Below are 24436 nucleotides of genomic sequence, written 5' to 3'. Positions count from 1 at the left end.
TTATCCAATCATGCCGGTGGTAGGGGAGCTGGGCGTCGCCGAGTAAAGTTTTTTCGGCATGCGCCCGGCCAGATAAGCTTCACGCCCGGCTTCCACGGCTTTTTTCATGGCACTCGCCATCAATACTGGATTGTGCGCACCGGCAATCGCGGTGTTCATCAGTATCCCCTGGCAACCCAGCTCCATGGCAATGGCTGCGTCCGATGCTGTACCCACACCCGCATCCACCAGCACGGGCACCTTGGCGTTTTCGATGATGATCTGCAGATTCCAGGGATTGAGGATACCCATGCCAGAGCCAATCAGCGAGGCCAGCGGCATGACTGCACAGCAACCGATTTCTTCGAGCTGTTTGGCGATGATGGGATCATCCGAGGTGTAGACCATGACGTCAAAGCCTTCTTTCACCAGGGTCTCGGCAGCCTTCAGGGTTTCAACGACATTGGGATACAGCGTGGTCGGGTCGCCCAGCACTTCCAGCTTGACCAGCTTGTGACCATCCAGCAGCTCGCGCGCCAGACGCAGGGTACGCACCGCATCGTCCGCCGAGTAGCAGCCCGCGGTATTCGGCAGGTAAGTGAATTCTTCCGGCGGCAAGTATTCCAGCAGGGAAGGCTCGCCAGCATGCTGGCCGATATTGGTACGGCGGATCGCCACGGTGATGATTTCGGCACCGCTGGCATCAATCGCCGCGCGGGTTTCGGTAAAGTCCTTGTACTTGCCTGTGCCCACCAGCAGTCGTGACTGATAAGCCTTGCCAGCAATATTAAGTGTATCCATAACGCGTTAACCGCCTCCTACAGCGCCTACGATTTCAAGTTTATCCCCGTCCTTCAGGGCTGTTTCGGCAAACAGGCCGCGTGGCACGATGTCGCCATTACGCTCTATCGCCAGACGCTTGCCCGTGAGGCCCAGGGTTTGTACCAGCTCAGCCACCGAGAGGGTTGCCACATCGAACTGCCGGGGATTACCGTTGATCGTCAGATGAATCAATTGAATTACAGCCTACTCTTTAGTAAAACCGGGATAGGGGGACCGCTGTTTAAAAAACCGCGAAGAAACGCTATTTTACGTAGGTTCATGGGCAATTAGCAAATCATCCACACTCGCATCCGCCCCTTGGGCGATCGCTTGAACAAGAGCACTTTTAGACGCGTGCTGCATTGTTTGTTCATCGGTTTTTTCGATTAAGCTTGAATAGAATAGTCCATGCATTACACGAGTAATTGGCTTGACGCTATATCCCCAAGGATATAGTCTTCGCCAGAGTTGGGGCGCATCGAACGCTCCTTCATGACAACAGACCAAGGCCCAAACATCAACGTGTCTCAATCGCCCTCTTCGAAGTCTGCCGCATTATTTCAGGAAGCGCTCAACGCTGAAGCGAGACAGGACTATTTTGAGGCCTTGAGCAAATACACCGCCTCGCTCTCCCTCGACGGCAATCAAGTCCCCACCTGGGTGCGTATCGGCAAGATCTTCCTGCGCACCATGAAATACCAGCAAGCGCGCGAGACCATGGAATTTGTGCTGGGCATGGATCCGCACAATGTGGATGCCATTTACGGCCTGGCGATTTCGTATTTTTACCTGGGCAAGCTGGAAGAAGCCCGCGCCTTTATTGATCAGGCGGTAGAGATGCAGCCGGATAACGCGACCTACGCCATAGACCGCGCCAATATCTACTCCATCAGCCAGCCCGACCCCGAACGCAAGCGCCAGCTTTACCAGGCCTGGGGACAGCGCTTTGCCGATCCGCTGGCCCGTCAGAGCCCGCCACTGCTGAACAACCGCAACCCGGATCGCGTGCTGAAAGTAGGCTATGTATCCGGCGACATGCGCGACCATGCCATCGCTTTTTTCATGGAGCCCGTCTTCCGGCATCATGACCCGTCACAAGTGGAAGTGCATGTGTTCTCCACCGCGATGCAGGAGGACGACACCACCGCCCACCTGAAGTCCCTGGTGCCACATTGGCATGATGTGTCCAAGCTGGACGACGATGCCTTGTTCAAACGGATACGTGCCCTGCAGATCGATGTGCTGGTTGACCTCTCCGGCCATACCTACGGTCACCGCCTCTACGTATTCGCCCGCCGCGCCGCACCTGTGCAGGTCACCTGGCTGGGTTACATGGGCGGCACGCTGGGTATGCAGGCCATGGATTACCGCCTGACGGATTACAGTGCGGATCCGATTGGGCATGAATCCTATTACCTGGAAAAGCTGTATCGCCTGGCATGCATGGCCAGCTATATTCCGCCAGCCCATGCCCCTTTGATGGAAACCCCACCCATGTTGCAGGGCAATCCGCCCACCATCGGCTGCCTCAACAGCTCGCGTAAAGTCACCGATCACATGCTGCGATTATGGAAACGCATCATGGAACGACGCCCTGACATCCAGCTTCTGCTGCATGTGCAGGAAAACACCATCGACGATGCTATCCACACCATAGAGCCACGTCTGGTCGAGCTGGATATGCCGCTGGATCGGATTATCGTATCGCCCATGGTACCGCTGGATGAGTTCATGGAACGTGGGAGCCTGGTAGATGTAGCGCTGGATACTGCGCCGGTGTCAGGTGGCACCACCACCCTGCATACACTCTGGATGGGCTTGCCGGTGGTAACGCTGGATGCAGACGAAGCAGTCTCTTCCGCCACGGCATGCACCCTGACCGGCCTGGGGTTCAGCGACTGGATCGCCCAAAGCGATGACGACTATATCGAGATCATACTGAGATTACTGGATGACCCCGAGCAGCTTGCCTCCATGCGAAGCGTTATTCGCGAGCGCATGCTGGGCAGTGTATTGATGGATTACCAGACACGCTGCACCGAGCTGGAAACAGCCTATCGCAGGCTTTGGCATAACTACCTGCTGGGTGAACACCTGTTTCAGGACTTTCAGGTGGCGACCCCCGCGCAGGAAGAAAAAATGGCGGCATTGCGGGCCAGTGGCAGCCCTGCCAAAGGATAATGCATGTCCCATCCCCAAGGCATCCCATTACTGGTTCCCCAACTGCCCGACCGGCTGGCACTGCAACCCTTTCTGGACAGGATAGATCTTAGCCGCCACTACTCCAATTTTGGTCCCTTGGTACAAGAGCTGGAACAACGCCTGGCGACAGACTATTCCACCCACGCATCGCTGCCCCTTGAGGTGGTGACCGTGAGCAGCGCAACCGCGGGACTTGAGCTGGCACTGAGCAGCCTGGAGTTACCGCCGGGGTCACGTGTGCTGGTGCCGGCGCTCACCTTTGTCGCCAGCTTGACCGCCATTTTGCGCGCGGGTCATCTGCCGGTGATTTGCGATATTGATCCGGACAACTGGTTATTGACCCCAGACATTGCGGACGACTGCATGCGGGAAAGCGATTGCCAGGCCGTCATTGCGGTGGCGACCTTCGGCCAGGCGCAGGACACGCGAGCCTGGAGTGCATGGCAGCAGCGCCATGGCGTAAGGGTGATAATCGATGCCGCAGCGGCCTATGGATCACAATGGGTAGAGGCGGTGGATATTCCAGTCGTTTTCAGCATGCATGCCACTAAATCGCTGGCGGCAGGGGAAGGCGGCTTTGTGGTGACGGGCCAGCCCGGCCAGCGCCGCATGATCAAGGAATTGAGCAATTTCGGCATTAACCTCAGTCCGGATACGGATCATCCGGTGGGCCACCTCAGTTACGCCGGCACCAATGCCAAACTATCCGAATATCACGCAGCAGTCGGGCTTGCCAGCCTGAATAGCTGGCAAACCCAGGCGGACCTGCGGCATGCCGTGTTTCTGCAATACCGGGAAACCCTGCAACAAGCGTGTGGCGATGCATTGATCTGGCAACAGGGGCCCGCTCCCGCCGCTCCCACGACATTCAGCGTGCGGCTGGGGAGCAGTGGGCGTCGCAGCAAGCTTGAGCAGTTATGCGCCGTCAGCAGGATCAGCACGCGACGCTGGTATCAACCCTTGTTGCATCAGCATGCGGCCAAGGTGGGCCCGATTGTCCACCTGCCCACCCCCACGGCAGAAGCGGTAAGTGCAGACCTGATTGGCCTGCCATTTTTCCCCATGCTGACCAGGGGGCAAATGGCAGAAGTGAGCCAGCATGTGGCCATGGCGGTGACCGCATGAGCCTGCCAATCAAGCGCATCCACGGCCAGGGTTTTCATGAAACCGAACGCTTTGCGTCGACGGGCATGGCCTTCAAAGGCACGTTCCACAAGGCACCCGCTCAAATACCCCTAAATAAATCCGGTATATTGTCGATAACAAATTTAAAGACGACAATAAATTCAGACTCTTCCTTCTCACTCTATAAATCGTATAAAGGTCGCTATGAGCACAATTGAAACATTCATCGAAAAATTCAATGAAGCAGTGGATTTTCAGGAGCCTGTCGAGGTATCGGCAGATACCAGACTGGAAACCTTGCCCGAATGGGATTCGCTCGCAGCGCTGGGGGTAATCGTGATGTGCGATATGGAATACAAAAAAACCATCACCGGCAATGATCTTTCCAACTGCCAGACCATCACCGATATTTATAAATTGGTTGCCTAAGCCATGGCTCAATCCGTCCTCCACAATGTCCGCTACCGTGGACTTACCACATGTGTCCCGGAACGTGCTTTCTCCAATGTGCAGGATTGTCCGCCGGAGCAACGCTCTGAACGTGAACGCCTGGTTCGCAATATTGGGATAGAAACCCGTCGGGTTTGCCTGGAGGGCGTGGTATTTTCCGATTTGGCCCTGGTCGCTGCTGAAAAACTGATTGCCGGCCTGGGGTGGGAAAAGTCATCGATTGACGCCCTGATTGTGGTGACACAATCGCCGGATTATCCGATTCCGGCCACGGCGATCATTCTGCAGGACAAGCTTGGCCTGCCACATAGCACCATCGCATTTGATATCAACCTGGGATGCTCAGGATACGCCTATGGCCTGTTTACCCTGGGCTCCATGCTGTCTGCCCATGGCTTGAAACGCGGCATCATGCTGGTGGGCGATAAATCCTCCAACCCGCTGTCGCTGGACAACGGCCTGCTCTCGCTGTTTGGCGATGCTGCTACCGCCACCGCCCTTGAGTTTGATGAAACAGCCCAACCCATGTATTTCAATATGGGGAGCGATGGCAGCGGCCATAAAGCCATCATTATCGAAGCCGGTGGTCAACGCGTGCCCATACAGCCGCACCATCTGGAGCGCCTGCCCGGTGCCGATGGTATCTCGCGCAAAGGCACTGACGTGATTCTGGATGGTCCTTCCATTCTCAATTTCTCGATACGCGAAGTACCTGTCTCGGTCGCACAACTGGTTGAATTCTCGCCATTCAGCCTGGAAGACATTGATTATTTTGTTTTCCATCAGGCCAACCGCATGATCAACGAAACCATACGTAAAAAACTGGGCCTGCCAGCCGAAAAAGTCCCCATGTCGCTCAAGGATTTTGGCAACACCAGTTCGGCATCAATTCCGGTCACCATCAACACGCGCCTGCAAGAAGCGCTGGCCCAAGGCCCTCAGCGCCTCTTGCTGTCTGGGTTTGGCGTCGGATTATCCTGGGCATCCTGCATTCTGAACATTGAGAACGCTTATCTTCCACCCTTGATTGAAATATGAGCGAACTCAACCTTGAAGCATTCAGCCTGCATGGCAAGCGGGTATTGGTCACAGGCGCTTCGTCCGGACTAGGACAAGCCGTGGCGATTGGCGTCGCCGCCGCTGGCGCCCAGGTAGTGCTCACCGGACGCGATAGCGCACGCCTGGAAGAAACACGCGCCGCCATGACGGGTGAAGGCCATATCTGCGTGGCGGCTGACCTTACCAGCGCCGAGCAGCGTGCAGCCTTGGTAAGCCAGGCGGGCGTGATTGATGGCCTGGTACATAGTGCAGGCACAGCCGCCGTGCGGCTATTCCGGCAGATTGATGAAGACTTCATCCATCGCGACTTCAGCATCAATCTGGATGCACCCTTGCTTCTTACCCAGCAATTACTGGCCAAGAAACAAATTGCCCAAGAAGGCTCCATCGTTTTCATAGGCTCCATTGCTGCCCATATCGGCACCAAAGGGTCCAGCATCTACTCCGCCAGCAAGGCTGCATTGCGTCCCGCAGGGCGTGCCCTTGCTCTGGAAGTGGGGCCCAAACAACAGATACGCGTGAACTACATGGCGGTGAGCTACATTGAAACGCCTATGCTGAAACGCCTGGCTGAACAAGGCATGGGCGGCAGCATGGCGACCGTAACCGAACCACCCTTGGGGAAAGGCGTGCCGGAAGATGTCGCCAACAGCGCCGTGTTCCTGCTCGCCCCGGCTTCGCGCTGGATTACGCGCGCCACCCTGTATGTAGATGGCGGCCTGACTTGCCAGATTAGTGCCCAATAATCATGACCCAGATCAACAATCCTTTTTCCATGGCGAACAAACGCATTCTGGTCACCGGCGCCTCATCGGGCCTGGGCCGACAGATTGCCATTTCTTGTGCAGCGGCTGGCGCCACGCTAATTATCTGTGGCAGAAATCCGGAACGCCTGCAGGAAACCCTGAGCCAACTGGCAGGCAGCGGTCACGTCACCATACTCGGCGACTTGACCACTGATGATGCGATCACGGCCACCGTCGAGCAGGCTGGCAACATCGACGGCGTGGTGCATTGCACCGGTATTTCCATCCCCATGCCAGCCCGCATGGCCAAACGCGAATTCATAGAGCGCCTCTACAACATCAATGTGTTCACGCCGCAATTGCTCACCAACCAGCTGCTGGCGAAGAACAAGATCAACAAGGATGGCGCCGTTCTCTTCATGTCCTCCACAGCAGCCGTGCGAGGCGTGCACGGCACCAGTATTTATGCCGGTACCAAGGCCGCCCTGATTGCCGCCGCCCGTTGCCTGGCCCTGGAAACCGCCAAACGTGGTATCCGGGTGAACTGCCTGGCACCCGACCTGGTGGAAACCCCCATGCTGCATGGTTCCGGCGCCAATATGCCTACTGGCGAATGGCTGGATCAGCAGCGGGCCATTCATCCTCTGGGTCTGGGGACGCCGGAAGATGTCGCCAATGCCGCCATTTTCTTTCTCTCGCCTGCCAGTCGCTGGATCACCGGTACCACGCTGATCATGGATGGCGGGATCACCCACTGATGATGAGCTGACCTAGCGCATGAAAAATTTAATCATTATTGGCGCCAGTGGATTCGGTAGAGAAGTATTGATGATGGCCATTGATAACCCATCCCACCAGTTGGACTGGGTTATCAAAGGCTTTCTGGATAACCGCCCCGGCATTCTGGATGGCTTTGCAACACACGCGGCAGAATTGCCTGACGCCATGGACTATACGGAAGAAAAACGGCTGCGTTACCGGCGTGATTACCCGGTGCTGGGGGATCCCTTGAGTTATGTACCAGAAGCAGACGATGTGTTTTTGTGCGCCATAGGCAACCCGGCGGATCGTCGAAAATATACGGAACCCCTGATTGAAAAAGGCGCACAATTTATCCGGCTGGTGCATCCGCTGGCAGCAGTCTCCACCTTTGCCGCGATTGGCAAAGGCAGCATCATCGGCCCTTATGCCAGTTTGTCGCCGGATAGCCGCATCGGCCAGCATGTGACCGTCAGCAGCTACACCGCGATTGCCCACGATACCGATGTGGCCGACTGGGTGGAAATCGGCGCCCACTGCCTGATTGCAGGGAATGTAAGCATTGCCAGCGGCGCCCGCATTCATCCAGGCTCAGTCGTTACTGCCAAATCCCGTATAGGGGAAAATGCCGTCGTCGCGGCGGGCAGTGTTGTCTTCAAACATGTTTCTGCCAATACCACGGTTATCGGAAATCCAGCCCATCGATTCGACTGGAAACCGGAAACCAATAGCGAAAGCAAAGCCCTATGAGCGCATTACCAAAACCCGATAACGCCACCCAGCTGGCCCGCGATAACCTGCTGAAGATCCATGCCCGCTGCCAGGAAGACCGGCATGCCTACTTCCCGGAAACGGCAGGGGAATTGATCAACAATACCGCCGAAATGCGCGTGATTGTCTTCAGTACCCGCGGCCTGGGCTTTTGCCAGCAGCTGGACCAGATTGAAGCGGCAGTGCGCCTGAAAGGGGGGCGCATTGAAGCCTTGGTGCATGACGTAGATGACAAGGACAACCTGCAAAATCCGCATATCGCCGGATATACCCAGCTGAACGCCGATACTTTTTTTGCCAATCCGGAAGCATACAAAGGCTGCCTGATTGTTGACCGCACCTGCACCTGGTATCCGGGCATCCGCTACAAAGTCCGGCTCAAGCAAGCGGGCTTTACCGTATTGCGCGTTGAGCAATTCCTCAATGCACCGGGGCTGGAAGCCGCGGGTGGCTCTTATCGCCTGCATGCGGATGTCATGCTGGAGCGCTTTGATGAGTTCCTGGCGCTGGAACGCCACTGGGTCGATGATCTTTCGCTGCAGACTTACTACTACACGCTCGCCGCCTTCATCAGCATGAATCACCAGTATTTTGCTTTCCACTGCGGTGATTATCGCCAGCGTTACTTTTCGCCTGACATTGATCTCAAATTGAATGCACAGACCGTCTATGCCGACTGCGGCTCACATGATGGTCAGGAAGTCCTGATTTTTGCCGAGCGGGTTAAACACCAATTCAAGGCAGTACACGCCTTTGAGCCCGACCACACCAACTTTATCAATCTCTCCAACAATATCGCCAACTACACGGCACGTCATGGCGCCAAGCCAATTTACTGCCATGAGCTCGGGGTGTTTGATCGCAATGCCTATCTGTATGCCGAAGGTTATGACTCTGGTGTCACCATAACGGATCAGGCTTCCTCCTCCGGTTTTGGCCTGCATGTGTGCCGCCTGGACGATATGCTGGACGAGCTGACCCACTTGCGCCTCGAAATTGAGGGGGCTGAACTGGAAGCCCTGCACGGCGCCAACCAGCTGATTTTGAAAAACCGGCCGACCCTGACCGTATCTGCCTATCACAAGGCAACCGATTTCCCTGATCTGCTCAAGTACATAGAAGAAACCGGGCTGGATTACCAGTTATCGCTCCGTCACCAGTCCCTGGAGCCGGGCGTGTTATGCATCTACGGCGTGTGATCTTGCCTCAAGAGGATATCGTGCCAGCATGCGCCCTTTATTAAGCCCACAGCATTACACGTCGAAAGCATGGTTCGACACGGAGCTAAAGACGATTTTCAATCGTCTGTGGCTCCTGGCTGGCGTTACCCCCATGCTGCAAAAGCATCTTGATTATCGAACGCTCACCCTCGCTGGCAAGCCTGTCGTGCTGCAAAACCATGGCGGGGTGATACGGGCGTTTTCCAATATCTGCCGTCATCGCATGGCACGCATACAGTCAGAAGAATTTGGCAACCGCGGCCTGGTGTGCCCTTACCATCACTGGTGTTATAACCAGGATGGCCAGCTTACGCATACGCACAAAGATCCCAAGGTATTCAATTTTGCCGCGGAGGAAACGCAAGACATCCGGCTCGCGCAATACCCGGTAAAAGTGATTGGCAGCCTGATTTTCGTCAATCTCAGTGAAGACCCTTTGCCGATGGAAGAGCAGTTTGATGCGCACACCGTATCGCTGCTGGAGACCTATACCGGACAAATGGATTCTGCGTTCATTTACACGCGGTATGAAGGTGACTTCAACTGGAAAACCGGCATGGAAAATATCAAGGATGCTTTGCATGTGCCCTGCCTGCATAAATCCACCTTTCCCAAGCATTTTCGGGTCGATATCCCCAGTGACCCGTCCATTCAGGGCAAGGACGCCATTTACCAGTCGCAGAACGCCAGCTTGCCGCAAGCCACCACCATAGGCGGCATTGCCATGCAGTCTGCCCCCGAGCTGGACTGGCAAACCCTGGTCGCGCATCTGGATAGCAAGGGGCGCTACCAGACCTTCCATCTGTTCCCCAATGTCAACCTCATGATCGTGGATGGCACCTCGTTTGCGATTCAAACCTATAACCCACTCGCTGCTGACAAAACAGAAATGCACATGATGGTGGCATTAACCCGCCCCCTGGCAGACTTCCCGCACAAGCCGGTCGTGCTGTGGGAACACTTGCTGAGTGACATGACCGTTTTGCAGGAGGACATCGAGTGCCTGGAAGCTTTGCAGCGCAATCTGGCGTCCAGCGATAGTGATTTCATCCACGGGGCTTATGAAACGGGTATTCTTGATTTTCATGCTGCCTATCTGGCCCAGACAGGCGCCTCCGAGCCCAGCACTACTCGATGAAAAAACTGCTGATTTTTGGTGAAAGTCCTTCACTCGCCCGCCTTGTCCATGAAATAAAGCACGCGGCTTTATACGACATCGTGGGCATCGTGGTCGAGAATGCCACCACGGCAACGCGACATGGCATCCCGCTGTATACCCTGGCCACACTGCCTGCCTTCGACAAGCAAGACGTCAGTGCCTTTATTGCCGGGGATGAGCAGCATCTCAACCAGCAACGGCTGGCGGCTTATATGGATGTCAAACGGATGGGCTATGCGATTGCGGCCATCTGCAGCTCCACGGCATCAATCTCAGATGGCGTGAAGCTGCGCGAAAATGTCTTCATTGACCATGGCGCACGCGTTCTCGCCCCCGCCAATATAGGCGCCAATACCTGGATTATGCAGGGAGCCCAGATTGATGCGGAGGCCAAGATTGGCAGTTCGTGCTGGATAGGCGCGCAGAGCGTCATTTCAGAAGGCGCCAGCATCGGCAAGAACTGCACCTTGGCTCAGGGCGTCGTCATTGGCCCCGGCGTGGTGTTACCCACATGGTCCACCATCCATTATCCAACCACGCTAACCGCATCGCCCCCAAACGCCGTGTTCCTGGATGCCCGCTTTCGGGCCCCGGTCTATTTTTTCCAAAAATAATGACGCCTCTTTCGACACGCTAATCGCTCCCATGACAAACGCCCCTCACATCTATTGCGATCCTGCCATTTTTGCCCGCGAGCAAGCCGAGCTTTTCGCCCAGCAATGGCTATATGCGGGTTTGACGCATGAGCTGGCAACGCACAACGATTTCGTGCGGGTAAATCTGGCCGGGCGTGATGTCATCATTCAGAATCTTCATGGCGACCTGCATGCCTTTATCAATGTCTGCAGCCACCGGCATTCCATCATCCATGACACCCCCTGTGGCAATCGGCCATTGACCTGCCCATACCATGGCTGGCACTACAACGCAGAAGGCACCCCGGTCGGCATTCCGTGCAAAAAAGCGTTTCCTGCCGTCACCGCCAATCCTCAGGCCTTCAATCTGCAAAAACTGGAAGTAGCAAAGGCGGGGGATTTTGTGTTCGTGCGCATGAACCCGGGAGACTCCGACCTGCCCACGTTTCTGGGGGATGCCTATGATTTCCTGACCAAGGTATCGGCGGGGCTCGATCAATGTATTGATACCCACGAATCCCATATTCAGGCGAACTGGAAAATCGTGATCGAAAACTCCCTGGAGGGATATCACGTACCCCTGGTGCATCGCTCCAGTCTGGCAAAAGCCACCGAAATACAGTTCAGCCAGGAGAATGAAGACTCGCTGGAATTTATGCCGCCGACCGGTCACAGCTCCGTCAATAACAAGGCGAATAAAAAGTGGCTGGAACGCTGGTCGCGCTACCAGAACGACATAGGCCAATGGCCTTTTATGTTCGAGCACTACGTACATAGACTGGTATTTCCCAATCTGACCGTTACCTCTTTTCTGGGATACAGTTTTCACGTCCAGCATTTCCGCCCGAATGGCGTTGACTCCACCACCGTCTATTCCAAGATATTTTCTGCCAAATTCGATAATCAAACGCCACGCGGCAAAATCATCATGCAGTCCATCATGAAGGAAAACATACACTTCACCCATCTTATCTTTCAGGAAGACAAGCTGGCATGTGAGCGCACCCAGCAAGGGTCGGCACAGGCTACACGGCCATCCATCCCTGGCGAGATCATAGAACAGCGGGTTTCCGATTTTCGTAAGACATACGCGCGCTTGCAACCGCTCGAATAACACTGGTGCTGTACCGGCTTGCCTAGCACCAGGCAGGCTATGTAAGGATTCTCCGACAATTAATTCAGTCCGCTCCGACTACCTCCCTGCGCTCGCGCCCTCTAATCTGAACACTCACCAAGCAGTATTCCTCTCTCATTAAAAGCAAAGGAGATCAGCATGAACTGGGACCAAGTAGAAGGTAACTGGAAACAACTGAAAGGCAAGGTGCGTCAGCAGTGGGGCAAGCTCACCGACGACCAGTTTGAACAGATCAAGGGCAACCGCGAAATGCTGTCAGGCAAGTTGCAGGAGCTCTATGGCATTTCCAAGGAAGAAGCCGAAAAACAGATTGAGAGCTTTAGCCGGGACTCTACCTGGCATTAAGCCGTAAGGAGCGTGCATGCAGACTCATCATCTGATTCGCCATGCCAGCCTGCTCCTGTTGCTGATTGGCGCGGTCGCCCATGCGGCCCCCATCAGCAAACCCAATTACGAAGCGGGCAAAGTGCGGGTGCAGGAAGCTTATCAACAAGAGAAAGCCCTGTGCGACCACGTTAGTGGCAATGACAGCGAAGTCTGCCTTGAGCAGGCGCGCGCCAACCGCAATATTCAGCTCACCGAGCTGGAAGCGCAGTTCAAAGGCAGTCAGGCGGCATGGATAGAAGCCGAGCAGGAAAAAGCCGAGTCCAATTACAACGTGGCCAAGCAAACCTGCCAGGGCATGATAGAAGAGGACACCAAGCGCGTATGCATCAGCAAGGCGAGGGGTGAGCGCGACAGTGCATTTACCGCCATCGCTGCCGAACGCATGCCCGACAACCGCACCGAAGCCCAGCTGGATGATGCCCTCAAGAAATGTTCAGCCTTGAGTGGCAACGAACAGAATGCCTGTCGCGAACAGGCAAAAAAACGCTACGGCAAAAGCTGAGTCCATCATCATGGAATACACGCCAAGCGTGAGCCCAGCCGATAAATATGCAGGATTCGTTTGCAACGACACCAGCCCGCCATTTAGAATACGACCCCATGCGGGCGTAGTTCAATGGTAGAACGCTAGCTTCCCAAGCTCGATACGCGGGTTCGATTCCCGTCGCCCGCTCCAGTTTTCTGCCCCTCACATGCCAGAACAGCTGGCTGCAGCTCCACCCAATATTCCCTTGACTGCACGCTTGAAGACACCATGGTTGTGCCTGTCACCAGACATTTGATATTAGCAGTGGCTTTGGCCAGCTCTCTCAGCAGAAGCTTGTAGGTATCCAGATCAAACATCAGATCCGCCTTTGAACTGGCGAGACTGTGCAGGCTGGCTTCATCGTCAACGCTACCCAGCGCACACCAATGCTCAAACACATGCAGCTGGCTTTGTCCGGTGAGGGGATTTCGCTCATGAATGCCGATCTTGCCCGGGTAGGGCCAGGTTTTCATGCGATGCGCGGCCAGCGCCTGCTGCAGACGGAGGTAATGCAGTTCTGCCGCTTCCTTGCCTGCGCATACCCCTTTGCATTTGCGGAGCTGGTGGGCAAAGCAGGGGCCTTTGCCGCTTTCCAGACCCAGCACTTTCGGGCAGAGGGCATGGTTCTCGGCAATCTGCCGCAACACCTCTACCGCTTGGCGCTTGCTGCGAAAGGTGCCAAACAGTTGCCCGAGCTCTGGCGGATCAATTTCTTCTTCACGTACCAGCGTAAGCAGGGGCCTGGCGTCATGACTGGCTGCCAGTCGCCAGGAGCATAGCTGACGCTCCCGACGTAACCGACGGTTGTAGATGGGCTGGCGTTCTTTTACCAGACGCGACTCCAGCATCAGGGCACCAAACTCACCTGCGGTTTCTATCCACTCAATATGCTTGACCTCTTGCGAGATGCGCATCTCCTTGGTGGAGGCATGATCACCACTGAAATGCGATAGCACACGACTGCGGATATTGATGCTTTTGCCGATGTACAAAGGCATCTGGTTATCGCCATAAAACAGATAAACGCCGGGGCCTTCGGGAATATCCTCCAGGATGCTGGCGTCAATCCCGCTGGGCAGGGTATGGCCTTTGAGCAACTCGCGTGCGGCTTGCGCGATGACTACCGGGCCCAACTCCGCTTCCGCTGCACGAAGAAAATCCACCAGCGCCACAACATCACCCATGGCGCGATGGCGGGCGCCGCATTGCAGGGAGTGGCGCTCGATGATGCTATCCAGACTGTGGCTGCGGTGTTGCGGGTAAAGTTTGCGCGACAGCTTGACCGTGCACAGCACTTTTTGCCGCAGGTCTATACCGATGCGCTTGAATTCATTTTTAAGGAAGCCGTGATCAAAGCGGACATTGTGCGCACACAGCACGGCGCCTTCGAGATGGTCGAGCAGCTCACCTGCCACTTCCCTGAAGTGCGGAGCGGTTGCCACCATGCCATCGTCTATGCCGGTCAAGCGTTGAATAAACGGCGGAATGGCGGTCTCGGGATTCACCAGCGTTTGCCAGCGGCTGACTTCCTGGCCGTTTTCAAAGCGGATGAGGGCGATTTCGGTGATACGGTCCACCAGCGGCGTGGCACCGGTGGTTTCCAGGTCGAGCAATACGTAAGCAGGTAACATCCGGGCGAGCTAATCCTTATTCAATACGGTCGGCAGAAGTCTCGGGCAAGCCCAGCTCCTGGCAGGCGAGGCGTTTGGCGGTTTTGATCATCGAGTCTGAAAACATGGTGATGTCGGCATCCGCCAGGGCAATTTGCTGGTATTTCTGCAAGGCCAGATCAAACGGCGCCTGGTTGATCATCTCGATCAGCTGCATGTAGCGGTCGCGTTGCCTGGTGTCTTTGCTGCCGGTTATCTGCAAGTGGATGTTTTCCAGATGCATGGAAAAATAAGCAACAAACTCCAGCTGAAAGCTGTTTTGTATATCGGTCATGAAAGATTGCGCATATGCCCCACCACGGCTAGCGTAGCGGCTGGTGAACAGTGGTGGCAATGAGATTTCACCAGCGCAGGCAAGTTCAGCATGCTCAGATTTCGATCATGTCGAAGTCTTCCTTGCGGGCGCCGCATTCCGGGCACGTCCAGTTGGGGGGCACGTCTTCCCAGCGTGTGCCAGGCGGAATGCCATCTTCCGGACAGCCTTTTTCTTCTTCGTACAGCCAGCCGCAAATATTGCACATCCATGTTTTCATGGGCTTTTCTCCTCGTTTATTGTTAGCGGGTAATTTAAGTTAAAATAGCATTCTTGATAGCAGAACCAGCGCTCTGTCAGCGCCTCTAAGCATCTCACCGCCCACCTTGATACGGTCAACACCCGGAACCAACACCATGAATCTGATGCCCCCTACCGTGATGACCTTTGCCGCTACCGATCCCAGCAGTGGCGCAGGCTTGCAGGCTGATCTGCTGACATTGGCCAGCATAGGCTGCCACCCGCTTTCTGTTGTAACAGCAATTACTGTACAGGATACCGTGGGCGTCGAAAATGTCATGATGTTTGATGCCGACTGGGTCAATGACCAGGCGCGCACCATCCTGGAAGACATGCAGGTTTCCGCCTTTAAAATCGGCATGCTGGGTAGCGTGGAAAATGTCGCCGTCATTGCCGAAATCGTGGCTGATTACCCGGATGTGCCTTTGCTGATCGACCCGGTTTTATCCTCTGGCCGTGGCGACGAACTGGCAAACGAAGAAATGCAGGCAGCCATGATAGACCTGCTGTTCCCCCAGGCCACCATGATTACGCCGAATAGCCTGGAAGCACGTCGCTTGGCGTTTCACGATGATGATTCCGATGCCATCGAACATGCCTCGCTGGACGAAAGCGCCGACCGCCTGCTCGGCATGGGATGCGAATACGTGCTGATCACCGGCACCCACGAACGCTCACAGGAAGTCATCAATACGCTGTACGGCGAAAGCGGCCTGATCAAGGCCTATAACTGGGAACGCCTGCCGGGCAGCTACCATGGCTCCGGCTGCACCCTGACTTCCGCGATTGCTGCGTGCATCGCTCATGGCTTGTCCATTGAAGAAGCCATTCTGGAAGCACAGGAATACACCTGGAAAACCCTGAAATACGGATTCCGTCCGGGCATGGGCCAATACATTCCTGATCGCATGTTCTGGGCAAGGGATGAAGAGGATGACGCCAATTAAAGGGCTGTACGCTGTCACCCCGGACCTGGACGATACGGAGCGCCTCTGCGAGATAGTCACCGAGGCTATTCTCGGCGGTGCGACGCTGGTGCAATACCGCAACAAACAGGCTGGACACGTGCTGCGCATTGCGCAGGCGCAAGCCTTGCTCGCCATCTGCAGGCAACATGGCGTACCCCTGATCATCAATGATCACGTCAAGCTTTGCCTGGCGCTGGATGCTGATGGCGTGCACATCGGCGGTACCGATGGCGATATTGCGGCCACGCGCCAGCGCATCGGCAACAAGCTACTGGGCGCGTCATGTTACAACCGCATTGACCTTGCCTTGCAAGCACAAGCGGCCGGCGCAGACTATGTCGCATTTGGTGCCTGTTTCAGTTCGCAAACCAAACCCCAGGCGCCAGAAGCGGCCCTCAGCCTGTTCAATATGAATCCGGCATTGACCGTGCCCAAGGTTGCCATCGGCGGCATCACGCTGGACAACGCGCCTCAGGCCGTTGCCGCCGGTGCCGACATGCTGGCGGTGATTGGCAGCCTCTGGGGATCCTCCGATATCCGCCGTACCGCGCAACAATTTTCCCGACTTTACAATGGACCGAGCTCATCATGACCTCTCGTAACCAGCAACTCTTCGAACAATCCCAAAAACTCATTCCCGGCGGCGTCAATTCGCCCGTTCGTGCTTTTCGCTCTGTCGGCGGCACGCCGGTATTTTTCAAGCGCGGCGCTGGCGCCTGGCTGTGGGATGAAGATGACAAAGCCTATGTGGATTATGTGGGCTCCTGGGGCCCTATGGTACTGGGCCATGCCCATCCGCAAGTGATCGAGGCCGTGCGCACGGCTGCGGGCGACAGCCTGTCGTTTGGTGCGCCAACTGCGCGCGAGCTGGATATGGCCGAGCTGGTAAGCAAGCTGGTCCCCAGCATGGAGCAGTTACGGCTGGTCAGCTCCGGCACCGAAGCCACCATGAGCGCCATTCGCCTGGCGCGTGGCTTCACGGGCCGCAGCAAGATCGTCAAGTTTGAAGGCTGCTATCACGGCCATGCCGATGCCCTGCTGGTGAAGGCGGGCTCCGGTCTGTTGACCTTTGGTACCCCAAGCTCGGCAGGCGTGCCACCTGAAGTCGCCGCGCATACGCTGACGCTGGAATACAACAACATCGCCGCCGTCGAACAGCTGTTTGCGGAGATTGGCAACGAAATTGCTTGTGTAATCGTAGAGCCGGTTGCGGGCAACATGAATCTGATCGCCCCGGCAGCCGGTTTTCTGGAAGCATTGCGGGCGCAATGTACCCAGCACGGTGCAGTGCTGATTTTTGATGAAGTGATGACCGGTTTCCGCGTGGCGCTGGGTGGCGCACAGGCGCGCTATGGCATTACCCCGGACCTGACAACACTGGGCAAAGTCATTGGTGGCGGCCTGCCCGTAGGGGCTTTCGGCGGTCGACGCGACATCATGCAGTGTCTGGCGCCCGTTGGCCCGGTTTACCAGGCAGGCACTTTATCTGGCAATCCGGTGGCCGTTGCTGCGGGCATGGCCACGCTGAAACTGATACAGGCACCTGGCTTCCACGCAGCGCTGGAAGCCAGCACCCAGCGTTTTGTGCAGGGCCTTGCAAATGCAGCAAAAGCGCACGATATTGAATTTAGTGCACAAAGTGTGGGCGGGATGTTCGGCCTGTATTTCAGCGCCGAGGTGCCGCAAAGCTATGCTGACGTGATGCAGTCTGACAAAGAAGCCTTCAACCGCTTCTTCCATGCCATGCTGGATGAGGGCGTTTATCTGGCACCTTCAGCGTTTGAGGCTGGGTTTGTATCAGCAGCGCATGGCGACAAGGAAATCGACCTCAGCATCGCCGCTGCAGAAAAGATTTTTGCCAGCTGGAAAAAGTAAGCCGCTTTAACTACATAGGGTTTCATGCTTTTTTAGCCCTATGTGATTGAACTTATAACCCTTTAACGGTAACATTGAAGGTTCCGCTAAATATTTTATGGCCCAGCGATAATTTCGGCCACGCAGGACAGCAAGCACCAATAAAAAACTCCACGAACCCCCTCGATTAGCGCGACGGGATGAGGGAAGAACAAGGCGCCCGGTTCTAATTAGTGCCTTACAAAGATGCAGCAGTGTCGAAAGATGAGATGGAGACATGAGTTTGGTAACGCGAGTGAATACGCCAATGAATGAAACAGCAACAGTGACGAACCCTGAAATGCAGGGCCTTTACAATCCGGGCAATGAGCACGACGCCTGTGGCGTCGGCATGATCGCGCACATCAAGGGCAAAAAAAGCCACAAGATCGTGGAGCAGGGCCTGCAGATTCTGGCTAACCTGACCCACCGTGGCGCCACCGGCTACGACCCCAAGCTGGGCGACGGTGCTGGCATCCTGATTCAGTTGCCCGATGCCTTCCTGCGCAAGGAAGCCACCAAGCTCAATATCACGCTGCCTGCCGAAGGCGAGTACGCCTGTGGCATCGTGTTTCTGCCGCAATCGCAAAACGGTCGCGAAGCCTGTGAGTCGATCATTGCCCGCATCGTGCACGAAGAAGCCCAGACCCTGCTGGGCTGGCGCGATGTGCCACGCGATAACAGCAATATCGCCGATCAAGCGCGTGCGGTTGAACCTGTCATGCGTCAGGTATTCATTGCGCGCGGCCCGGCCACAGCCGACCAGAACGCCTTCGAGCGCAAGCTGTTCGTTATTCGCAAACGCGTTGAACATGCCGTTCGCGCCCTGAAGCTGGAAGACGGCAACCAGTTCTACATTCCTTCCTTGTCCTCACGCACCCTGGTTTACAAGGGCATGCTGCTGGCAAATGAAGTCGGCATCTATTACCAGGACCTGCAGGACGAGACCATGGTGTCCGCCCTGGCACTGGTACACCAGCGTTTCTCGACCAATACCTTCCCAGCCTGGGATCTGGCGCACCCATTCCGCATGATTGCCCACAATGGTGAAATCAACACCATGCAGGGTAACGTCAACTGGATGGCTGCCCGCCACGAGTCCATGCGCTCCGCCCTGATGGGTGAAGACCTGGAAAAACTGTGGCCACTGATCGTGGAAGGCCAGTCCGACTCCGCTGCATTCGACAATGCGCTGGAACTGCTGGTCGCTGGTGGCTATTCATTGCCGCACGCCATGATGATGCTGATTCCGGAAGCCTGGTCCAGCAACACCTTGATGGACGAAGACCGTCGCGCTTTCTACGAATACCACGCTGCGCTGATGGAGCCATGGGATGGCCCTGCCGCCGTGGCCTTTACCGATGGCCGCATGATAGGCGCCACGCTGGACCGTAACGGCCTGCGCCCCGCCCGTTATCTGATTACCGATGATGACCACGTCATGCTGGCATCCGAAATGGGTGTGCTGACCTTCCCGGAAGAAAAAATCGTCAAGAAATGGCGTTTGCAACCCGGCAAGATGTTCCTGATCGACATGGAACAAGGTCGCATTATCGACGACGCTGAAGTCAAGCAAAGCCTGGCACAAGCCAAGCCATACCGTGAGTGGATTGAAAAATCCCGTTACTTCCTGGGCGATCTGCCCAAGGTAGAAACCAAGCTGGAGCTGAATGCCAACCTGCTCGACCTGCAACAAGCCTTTGGCTACACGCAGGAAGACCTGAAGTTTGTATTGCAACCCATGATCACCAATGGTGAAGAGGGTGCAGGCTCCATGGGTAACGACAGCGCTCTGCCAGTGCTGTCCAACAAGCCCAAGCCACTCTACACCTACTTCAAGCAGCTGTTTGCGCAGGTCACCAATCCGCCTATCGATCCGATCCGCGAAGAGCTGGTCATGTCGCTGGTCACCTTCATTGGCCCCAAGCCTAACCTCTTGGGTATTGATGAAACCAACCCGCCTATCCGCCTGGAAGCGAGCCAGCCTGTATTGACGCTGGACGAGCTCGAACAGCTGAAAGCGATCGACAGCCTGACCCAGGGCCGTTACCGCACGCTGACGCTGGACATCACCTATGCTGCCGCACAAGGCAAGCAAGGCATGGCTGCCGCGATTGAATCTCTGTGCAAAGCTGCGGCGGATGCCGTGCACAACGGCTTCAACCTGCTGATCCTGTCTGACCGTCAGGTAAGTCCTGACCGTATCGCCATCCCGGCATTGCTGGCCTGTTCTGCGACCCACCAGTCTCTGGTACGCGCTGGCTTGCGCACCAATACCGGCCTAGTCATCGACACCGGCTCTGCCCGCGAAGTGCATCATTTCGCGCTGCTGGGCGGCTATGGCGCCGAAGCAATCTGCCCATGGCTTGCTTTTGAAACCATCAGCAACATGCTGAGCGCAGAAGGCAAAGGCGGCGACATCAAGGAAGGTCACAAGAAATTCGTCAAGGCGATTGGCAAGGGCCTGCATAAGGTCATGTCCAAGATGGGCATTTCCACTTACCAATCCTACTGTGGCGCGCAGATCTTTGAAGCGATCGGCCTCAACAGCCCGTTCATCGCCAAGTACTTTACCGGCACAGCCACCACCATTGAAGGTATAGGCCTGAATGAAGTGGCCGAAGAAAGCCTGCGCCAGCATCAATCGGCGTTTGGTAACGACCCGGTTCTGAGCAATGCGCTGGAAGCAGGCGGCGAGTACGCCTTCCGTGTACGCGGTGAAGAGCATATGTGGACGCCTGATTCCATTGCCAAGCTGCAGCATGCCACTCGCACCAACAGTGCCAGCACTTACAAGGAATACGCCAAGCTGATCAACGATCAGACCCGCCGTCACATGACGCTGCGCGGCCTGTTCGATATCAAGTCAGCCGGTGCACCTGTGCCGCTGGAAGAAGTGGAACCCGCCAAGGAAATCGTCAAGCGCTTTGCCACTGGCGCCATGTCCCTGGGCTCCATCTCTACCGAGGCCCATGCCACGCTGGCTATCGCCATGAACCGTATTGGCGGTCGCTCCAACACCGGCGAGGGTGGTGAGGATCCCAAGCGTTTCATCCCGGTGGCCAAGGCCAGCTCGCTGGCAGAAGTACTGGGCAAGGATCGCATTGAGAAAGACGTGCCCATGCTGGCAGGCGACTCCCTGCGTTCCAGCATCAAGCAGGTTGCGTCTGGTCGTTTCGGTGTTACCGCAGAATATCTGGCGAATGCTGACCAGATTCAGATCAAGATGGCGCAAGGTGCCAAGCCGGGCGAAGGCGGTCAGCTGCCAGGCCACAAGGTTAGTTCCTATATCGCCCAGTTGCGCTTCTCGGTGCCAGGTGTTGGCCTGATTTCGCCACCACCACACCATGACATTTACTCGATTGAAGATCTGGCTCAGCTGATCCATGACCTCAAGAATGCCAATCCCAAGGCTTCAGTATCGGTCAAGCTGGTATCGGAAACCGGCATCGGCACCGTTGCCGCCGGTGTAGCAAAAGCAAAATCTGACCATATCGTGGTTGCAGGTCATGACGGTGGTACCGGCGCATCGCCGATTTCCTCCATCAAGCATGCCGGCACCCCATGGGAACTGGGCCTGGCCGAAACACAGCAGACCCTGGTGCTGAACCAGTTGCGCGGTCGTGTGGTTGTTCAAGTGGATGGCCAGATGAAAACCGGTCGTGACGTCATGATAGGCGCCCTGCTAGGTGCCGATGAGTTCGGCTTTGCCACGGCACCGCTGGTGGTTGAGGGCTGTATCATGATGCGCAAGTGTCACCTGAACACTTGCCCGGTCGGTGTGGCTACCCAGGATCCCGTCCTGCGCCAGAAATTTACCGGCCAGCCTGAGCACGTCGTGAATTACTTCTTCTTCGTTGCTGAAGAAGTACGTGAACTGATGGCCAGCATGGGTATCCGCAAGTTTGAAGACCTGATCGGTCGTGCTGATCTGCTGGATATGCAAGCAGGCATTGACCACTGGAAGGCCAGTGGCCTGGATTTCACCAAGGTATTCCACCAGCCCAAGGTTGATGAAACCGTGTCCCGTCGCAACAACGAGACGCAAGATCACGGCCTGGTAAAGGCGCTGGACAACAAGCTGATTGCCCAGGCAGGCAACGCGCTGGAAAAAGGCGAGAAGACCGTCATCGAGACAGCTATCGTCAATACCAACCGTACCGTGGGCACCATGCTTTCGCACGAAATTGCCCGCCGTTATGGCCGTGCAGGCTTGCCTGACGACACCATCACCGTGAAGCTGAGCGGCACCGCAGGGCAGAGTTTTGCTGCCTTCCTGACGCAAGGCATCACTTTCGAACTGACCGGCGAAGGCAACGATTACGTGGGCAAGGGCCTCTGTGGCGGCCGCATTGTGATCAAGCCGCCCAAGGCGTTCCGTGGTGTACCGGAAGACAACATCATCGCGGGTAATACCGTGATGTATGGCGCCACCTCCGGCCAGAGCTATTTCAATGGCGTGGCAGGCGAGCGTTTCTGTGTGCGCAACTCGGGTGCCACCGCGGTAGTTGAAGGCGTGGGTAACCATGGCTGTGAATACATGACGGGCGGCACAGTCGTTGTATTGGGGCAGACTGGCCTCAACTTTGCAGCGGGTATGTCGGGTGGCGTAGCTTATGTTTACGACATCGATGGCATGTTCGCCAAGCGTTGCAACATGAGCATGGTCAGCCTGGAAGCCGTGGAAGCCGCGGGTCACGCGCCTGCTGGTGCCGGTCACCACATGGGTCAGCACGACGAAGCCACGCTGAAATCACTGATTGAAAAGCACGCCGAATACACCGGTAGCAGCCGCGCGAAGGCAATACTGGCAGATTGGGATCAGGCACGCGCCAAGTTCATCAAGGTGCTGCCTAATGAATACAAGCGCGTTCTGAATGAACTGGCTGCTGCAGAAAAGAAGGAAGCCGCATAAATGGGCAAAGTAACAGGATTTATGGAATATGGCCGTCTGTCCGAGGCCAACCTGCCAGTCAATGACCGGGTCAAGAATTACAAGGAATTCGTTCTTCACCTGAGCGATGACCAGGCCAAGACTCAGGGCGCTCGCTGCATGGATTGCGGCATTCCGTTCTGTATGAGCGGCTGCCCGATCAACAACATCATTCCTGACTGGAACGACCTGGTGTATCGCCAGGATTGGCGCAATGCGATTGACGTGCTGCACTCCACCAATAACTTCCCGGAGTTTACTGGCCGTATCTGCCCCGCACCCTGTGAAGCGGCCTGTACGCTGAACATCAACGCTGATGCCGTTGGCATCAAGTCGATTGAGCACGCCATCATCGACAAGGCTTGGGAAAACGACTGGGTGAAGCCTCAGGTTCCTGCCAGCAAAACCGGCAAGAAAGTCGCCATCGTTGGCTCCGGCCCGGCAGGCCTGGCAGCGGCACAACAACTGGCTCGCGTAGGCCACGACGTGGTGGTGCTGGAAAAGGAAAGCCGCATTGGTGGCCTGTTGCGCTATGGCATCCCTGACTTCAAGATGGAAAAAAGCCATATTGATCGCCGCATGGAGCAAATGCGCGCGGAAGGCGTTGAATTCCGCACAGGTCAGAATGTGGGCGAAAACGTCAGCGCTGATGAGCTCACCAAGGAATTTGACGCGGTCATTCTGGCGGGCGGCGCCGAATATCCTCGCGACTTGCCAGTGCCTGGCCGTGCACTGGACGGTGTGCATTTCGCCATGGATTTCCTGACGCCACAAAACAAAGTGGTCGCAGGCGATACCATCCCCAACCAAATCATGGCAACCGGCAAGCATGTCGTCGTGATTGGTGGCGGTGATACCGGTTCCGATTGCGTGGGGACTTCCAACCGTCATGGTGCTGCTTCCATCACGCAATTTGAACTGATGCCACAACCGCCTGAAAAGGAAAACAAGGAACTGGTCTGGCCGAACTGGCCACTCAAGATGCGCACTTCCAGCTCCCATGAAGAAGGCTGTGATCGCGACTGGTCCATCACCACCAAGGAATTGATTGGTGAAAACGGCAAAGTCGTCGCACTCAAGGGCGCACGTGTAGAGTGGAAAGACGGCAAAATGGTCGAGATTCCAGGTTCCGAATTCACCATCAAGGCGGATCTGGTGCTGCTGGCTATGGGCTTTGTCAGCCCGGTACAAAAGGTACTGGACGCATTTGGCGTTGAGAAAGATGCGCGCGGCAATGCCAAGGCAAGCACCGATGGCGAAGGCTGCTATGCAACCTCGTCTGCCAAGGTATTTGCTGCTGGCGATATGCGCCGCGGTCAATCCCTGGTGGTATGGGCCATCCGCGAAGGTCGCCAATGCGCGCGCGCTGTGGATGAGTTCCTGATGGGATCGTCCACCCTGCCAAGATAAGGCTAACCAGGCATGACACAAGGGGATACCGCTG

General features: G+C 56.1%; 22 protein-coding genes, 1 tRNA gene and 1 pseudogene. 19 read left to right on the top strand and 5 right to left on the bottom strand.

The window, feature by feature from the left end; translation table 11 throughout:
- Positions 1-780, bottom strand: a complete 780-nt coding sequence (locus FNL37_RS00585) for a thiazole synthase (protein ID WP_013443484.1) — start codon at positions 778-780, stop codon at positions 1-3.
- A gap of 6 nt (positions 781-786) precedes the next feature.
- A complete protein-coding gene (thiS, locus tag FNL37_RS00580) occupies positions 787-993 on the bottom strand; it encodes a sulfur carrier protein ThiS (RefSeq protein WP_015831216.1) in 207 nt (68 codons plus the stop codon).
- A gap of 300 nt (positions 994-1293) precedes the next feature.
- On the opposite strand from thiS, the gene FNL37_RS00575 reads away from it, so the two are divergent.
- The 14 genes from FNL37_RS00575 (at position 1294) to FNL37_RS00510 (ending at position 13125) form a co-directional block, all read left to right on the top strand.
- Positions 1294-2982 carry an O-linked N-acetylglucosamine transferase, SPINDLY family protein gene (locus FNL37_RS00575; protein WP_159354787.1) on the top strand — a complete coding sequence of 563 codons (1689 nt, stop codon included), beginning with the start codon at positions 1294-1296 and terminating at the stop codon, positions 2980-2982.
- Between the two features lie 3 nt (positions 2983-2985).
- Positions 2986-4128 (top strand): DegT/DnrJ/EryC1/StrS family aminotransferase, encoded by a 1143-nt coding sequence (locus FNL37_RS00570; RefSeq protein ID WP_159354786.1) that lies wholly within the window; start codon positions 2986-2988, stop codon positions 4126-4128.
- Positions 4129-4332: 204 nt separating this feature from the next.
- Positions 4333-4557: an acyl carrier protein gene (locus tag FNL37_RS00565; RefSeq protein ID WP_013443488.1), complete on the top strand. Its 225-nt coding sequence runs from the start codon at positions 4333-4335 to the stop codon at positions 4555-4557.
- A 3-nt stretch (positions 4558-4560) separates the two neighbouring features.
- The gene (locus FNL37_RS00560; RefSeq protein ID WP_041362464.1) at positions 4561-5616 is read left to right on the top strand and encodes a ketoacyl-ACP synthase III; all 1056 of its coding nucleotides are present in this window, start codon (positions 4561-4563) and stop codon (positions 5614-5616) included.
- Entirely contained in the window at positions 5613-6383 is a 771-nt protein-coding gene (locus FNL37_RS00555; protein WP_013443490.1) for an SDR family NAD(P)-dependent oxidoreductase, read from the top strand. The genes FNL37_RS00560 and FNL37_RS00555 overlap by 4 nt, the downstream gene beginning before the upstream one ends.
- A gap of 2 nt (positions 6384-6385) precedes the next feature.
- Complete coding sequence (locus tag FNL37_RS00550) at positions 6386-7141, top strand: SDR family NAD(P)-dependent oxidoreductase (RefSeq protein ID WP_013443491.1); 756 nt, start codon at positions 6386-6388, stop codon at positions 7139-7141.
- Positions 7142-7160: 19 nt separating this feature from the next.
- On the top strand, positions 7161-7892 hold the full coding sequence (locus tag FNL37_RS00545) for an acetyltransferase (protein ID WP_159354785.1): 732 nt from the start codon (positions 7161-7163) through the stop codon (positions 7890-7892).
- Positions 7889-9112, top strand: a complete 1224-nt coding sequence (locus tag FNL37_RS00540; protein ID WP_159354784.1) for an FkbM family methyltransferase — start codon at positions 7889-7891, stop codon at positions 9110-9112. Before FNL37_RS00545 ends, FNL37_RS00540 begins: the two co-directional genes overlap by 4 nt.
- 28 nt (positions 9113-9140) lie before the next feature.
- Positions 9141-10271, top strand: coding sequence for an aromatic ring-hydroxylating oxygenase subunit alpha (locus FNL37_RS00535; RefSeq protein ID WP_159354783.1), 1131 nt, complete (start codon positions 9141-9143; stop codon positions 10269-10271).
- Positions 10268-10906: a DapH/DapD/GlmU-related protein gene (locus FNL37_RS00530; RefSeq protein WP_159354782.1), complete on the top strand. Its 639-nt coding sequence runs from the start codon at positions 10268-10270 to the stop codon at positions 10904-10906. The genes FNL37_RS00535 and FNL37_RS00530 overlap by 4 nt, the downstream gene beginning before the upstream one ends.
- 31 nt (positions 10907-10937) lie before the next feature.
- Positions 10938-12041 carry an aromatic ring-hydroxylating oxygenase subunit alpha gene (locus FNL37_RS00525; RefSeq protein WP_159354781.1) on the top strand — a complete coding sequence of 368 codons (1104 nt, stop codon included), beginning with the start codon at positions 10938-10940 and terminating at the stop codon, positions 12039-12041.
- A 159-nt stretch (positions 12042-12200) separates the two neighbouring features.
- Positions 12201-12407, top strand: a complete 207-nt coding sequence (locus FNL37_RS00520) for a CsbD family protein (RefSeq protein WP_013443497.1) — start codon at positions 12201-12203, stop codon at positions 12405-12407.
- Positions 12408-12423: 16 nt separating this feature from the next.
- Entirely contained in the window at positions 12424-12951 is a 528-nt protein-coding gene (locus FNL37_RS00515) for a hypothetical protein (protein ID WP_159354780.1), read from the top strand.
- Positions 12952-13051: 100 nt separating this feature from the next.
- A tRNA-Gly gene (locus FNL37_RS00510) sits at positions 13052-13125 on the top strand.
- Between the two features lie 89 nt (positions 13126-13214).
- Here the strand turns inward: FNL37_RS00510 and FNL37_RS00505 are convergent.
- The 3 genes and pseudogenes from FNL37_RS00505 to FNL37_RS00495 form a co-directional block, all read right to left on the bottom strand.
- Positions 13215-14606: pseudogene (locus FNL37_RS00505) on the bottom strand (exonuclease domain-containing protein); the annotation flags it as partial.
- Positions 14607-14622: 16 nt separating this feature from the next.
- Positions 14623-14919, bottom strand: coding sequence for a hypothetical protein (locus FNL37_RS00500; RefSeq protein WP_015831230.1), 297 nt, complete (start codon positions 14917-14919; stop codon positions 14623-14625).
- Between the two features lie 94 nt (positions 14920-15013).
- Positions 15014-15178: a rubredoxin gene (locus FNL37_RS00495; protein WP_013443501.1), complete on the bottom strand. Its 165-nt coding sequence runs from the start codon at positions 15176-15178 to the stop codon at positions 15014-15016.
- Positions 15179-15314: 136 nt separating this feature from the next.
- On the opposite strand from FNL37_RS00495, the gene thiD reads away from it, so the two are divergent.
- From thiD to FNL37_RS00470, 5 genes are all read left to right on the top strand, one after another.
- A complete protein-coding gene (gene thiD / locus FNL37_RS00490; RefSeq protein ID WP_013443502.1) occupies positions 15315-16145 on the top strand; it encodes a bifunctional hydroxymethylpyrimidine kinase/phosphomethylpyrimidine kinase in 831 nt (276 codons plus the stop codon).
- Positions 16132-16758, top strand: a complete 627-nt coding sequence (thiE, locus tag FNL37_RS00485) for a thiamine phosphate synthase (RefSeq protein ID WP_159354779.1) — start codon at positions 16132-16134, stop codon at positions 16756-16758. Before thiD ends, thiE begins: the two co-directional genes overlap by 14 nt.
- On the top strand, positions 16755-18041 hold the full coding sequence (gene hemL, locus FNL37_RS00480; RefSeq protein ID WP_159354778.1) for a glutamate-1-semialdehyde 2,1-aminomutase: 1287 nt from the start codon (positions 16755-16757) through the stop codon (positions 18039-18041). The genes thiE and hemL overlap by 4 nt, the downstream gene beginning before the upstream one ends.
- 256 nt (positions 18042-18297) lie before the next feature.
- Complete coding sequence (locus FNL37_RS00475) at positions 18298-22974, top strand: glutamate synthase-related protein (RefSeq protein WP_425325798.1); 4677 nt, start codon at positions 18298-18300, stop codon at positions 22972-22974.
- Positions 22975-24402, top strand: a complete 1428-nt coding sequence (locus FNL37_RS00470) for a glutamate synthase subunit beta (RefSeq protein ID WP_159354776.1) — start codon at positions 22975-22977, stop codon at positions 24400-24402.
- The last annotated feature ends 34 nt before the right edge of the window (positions 24403-24436 follow it).

It is taken from the genome of Methylovorus glucosotrophus, from assembly GCF_009858335.1.
Lineage (GTDB): Bacteria > Pseudomonadota > Gammaproteobacteria > Burkholderiales > Methylophilaceae > Methylovorus > Methylovorus glucosotrophus.
This window is presented reverse-complemented; position numbering and strand designations above follow the sequence as displayed.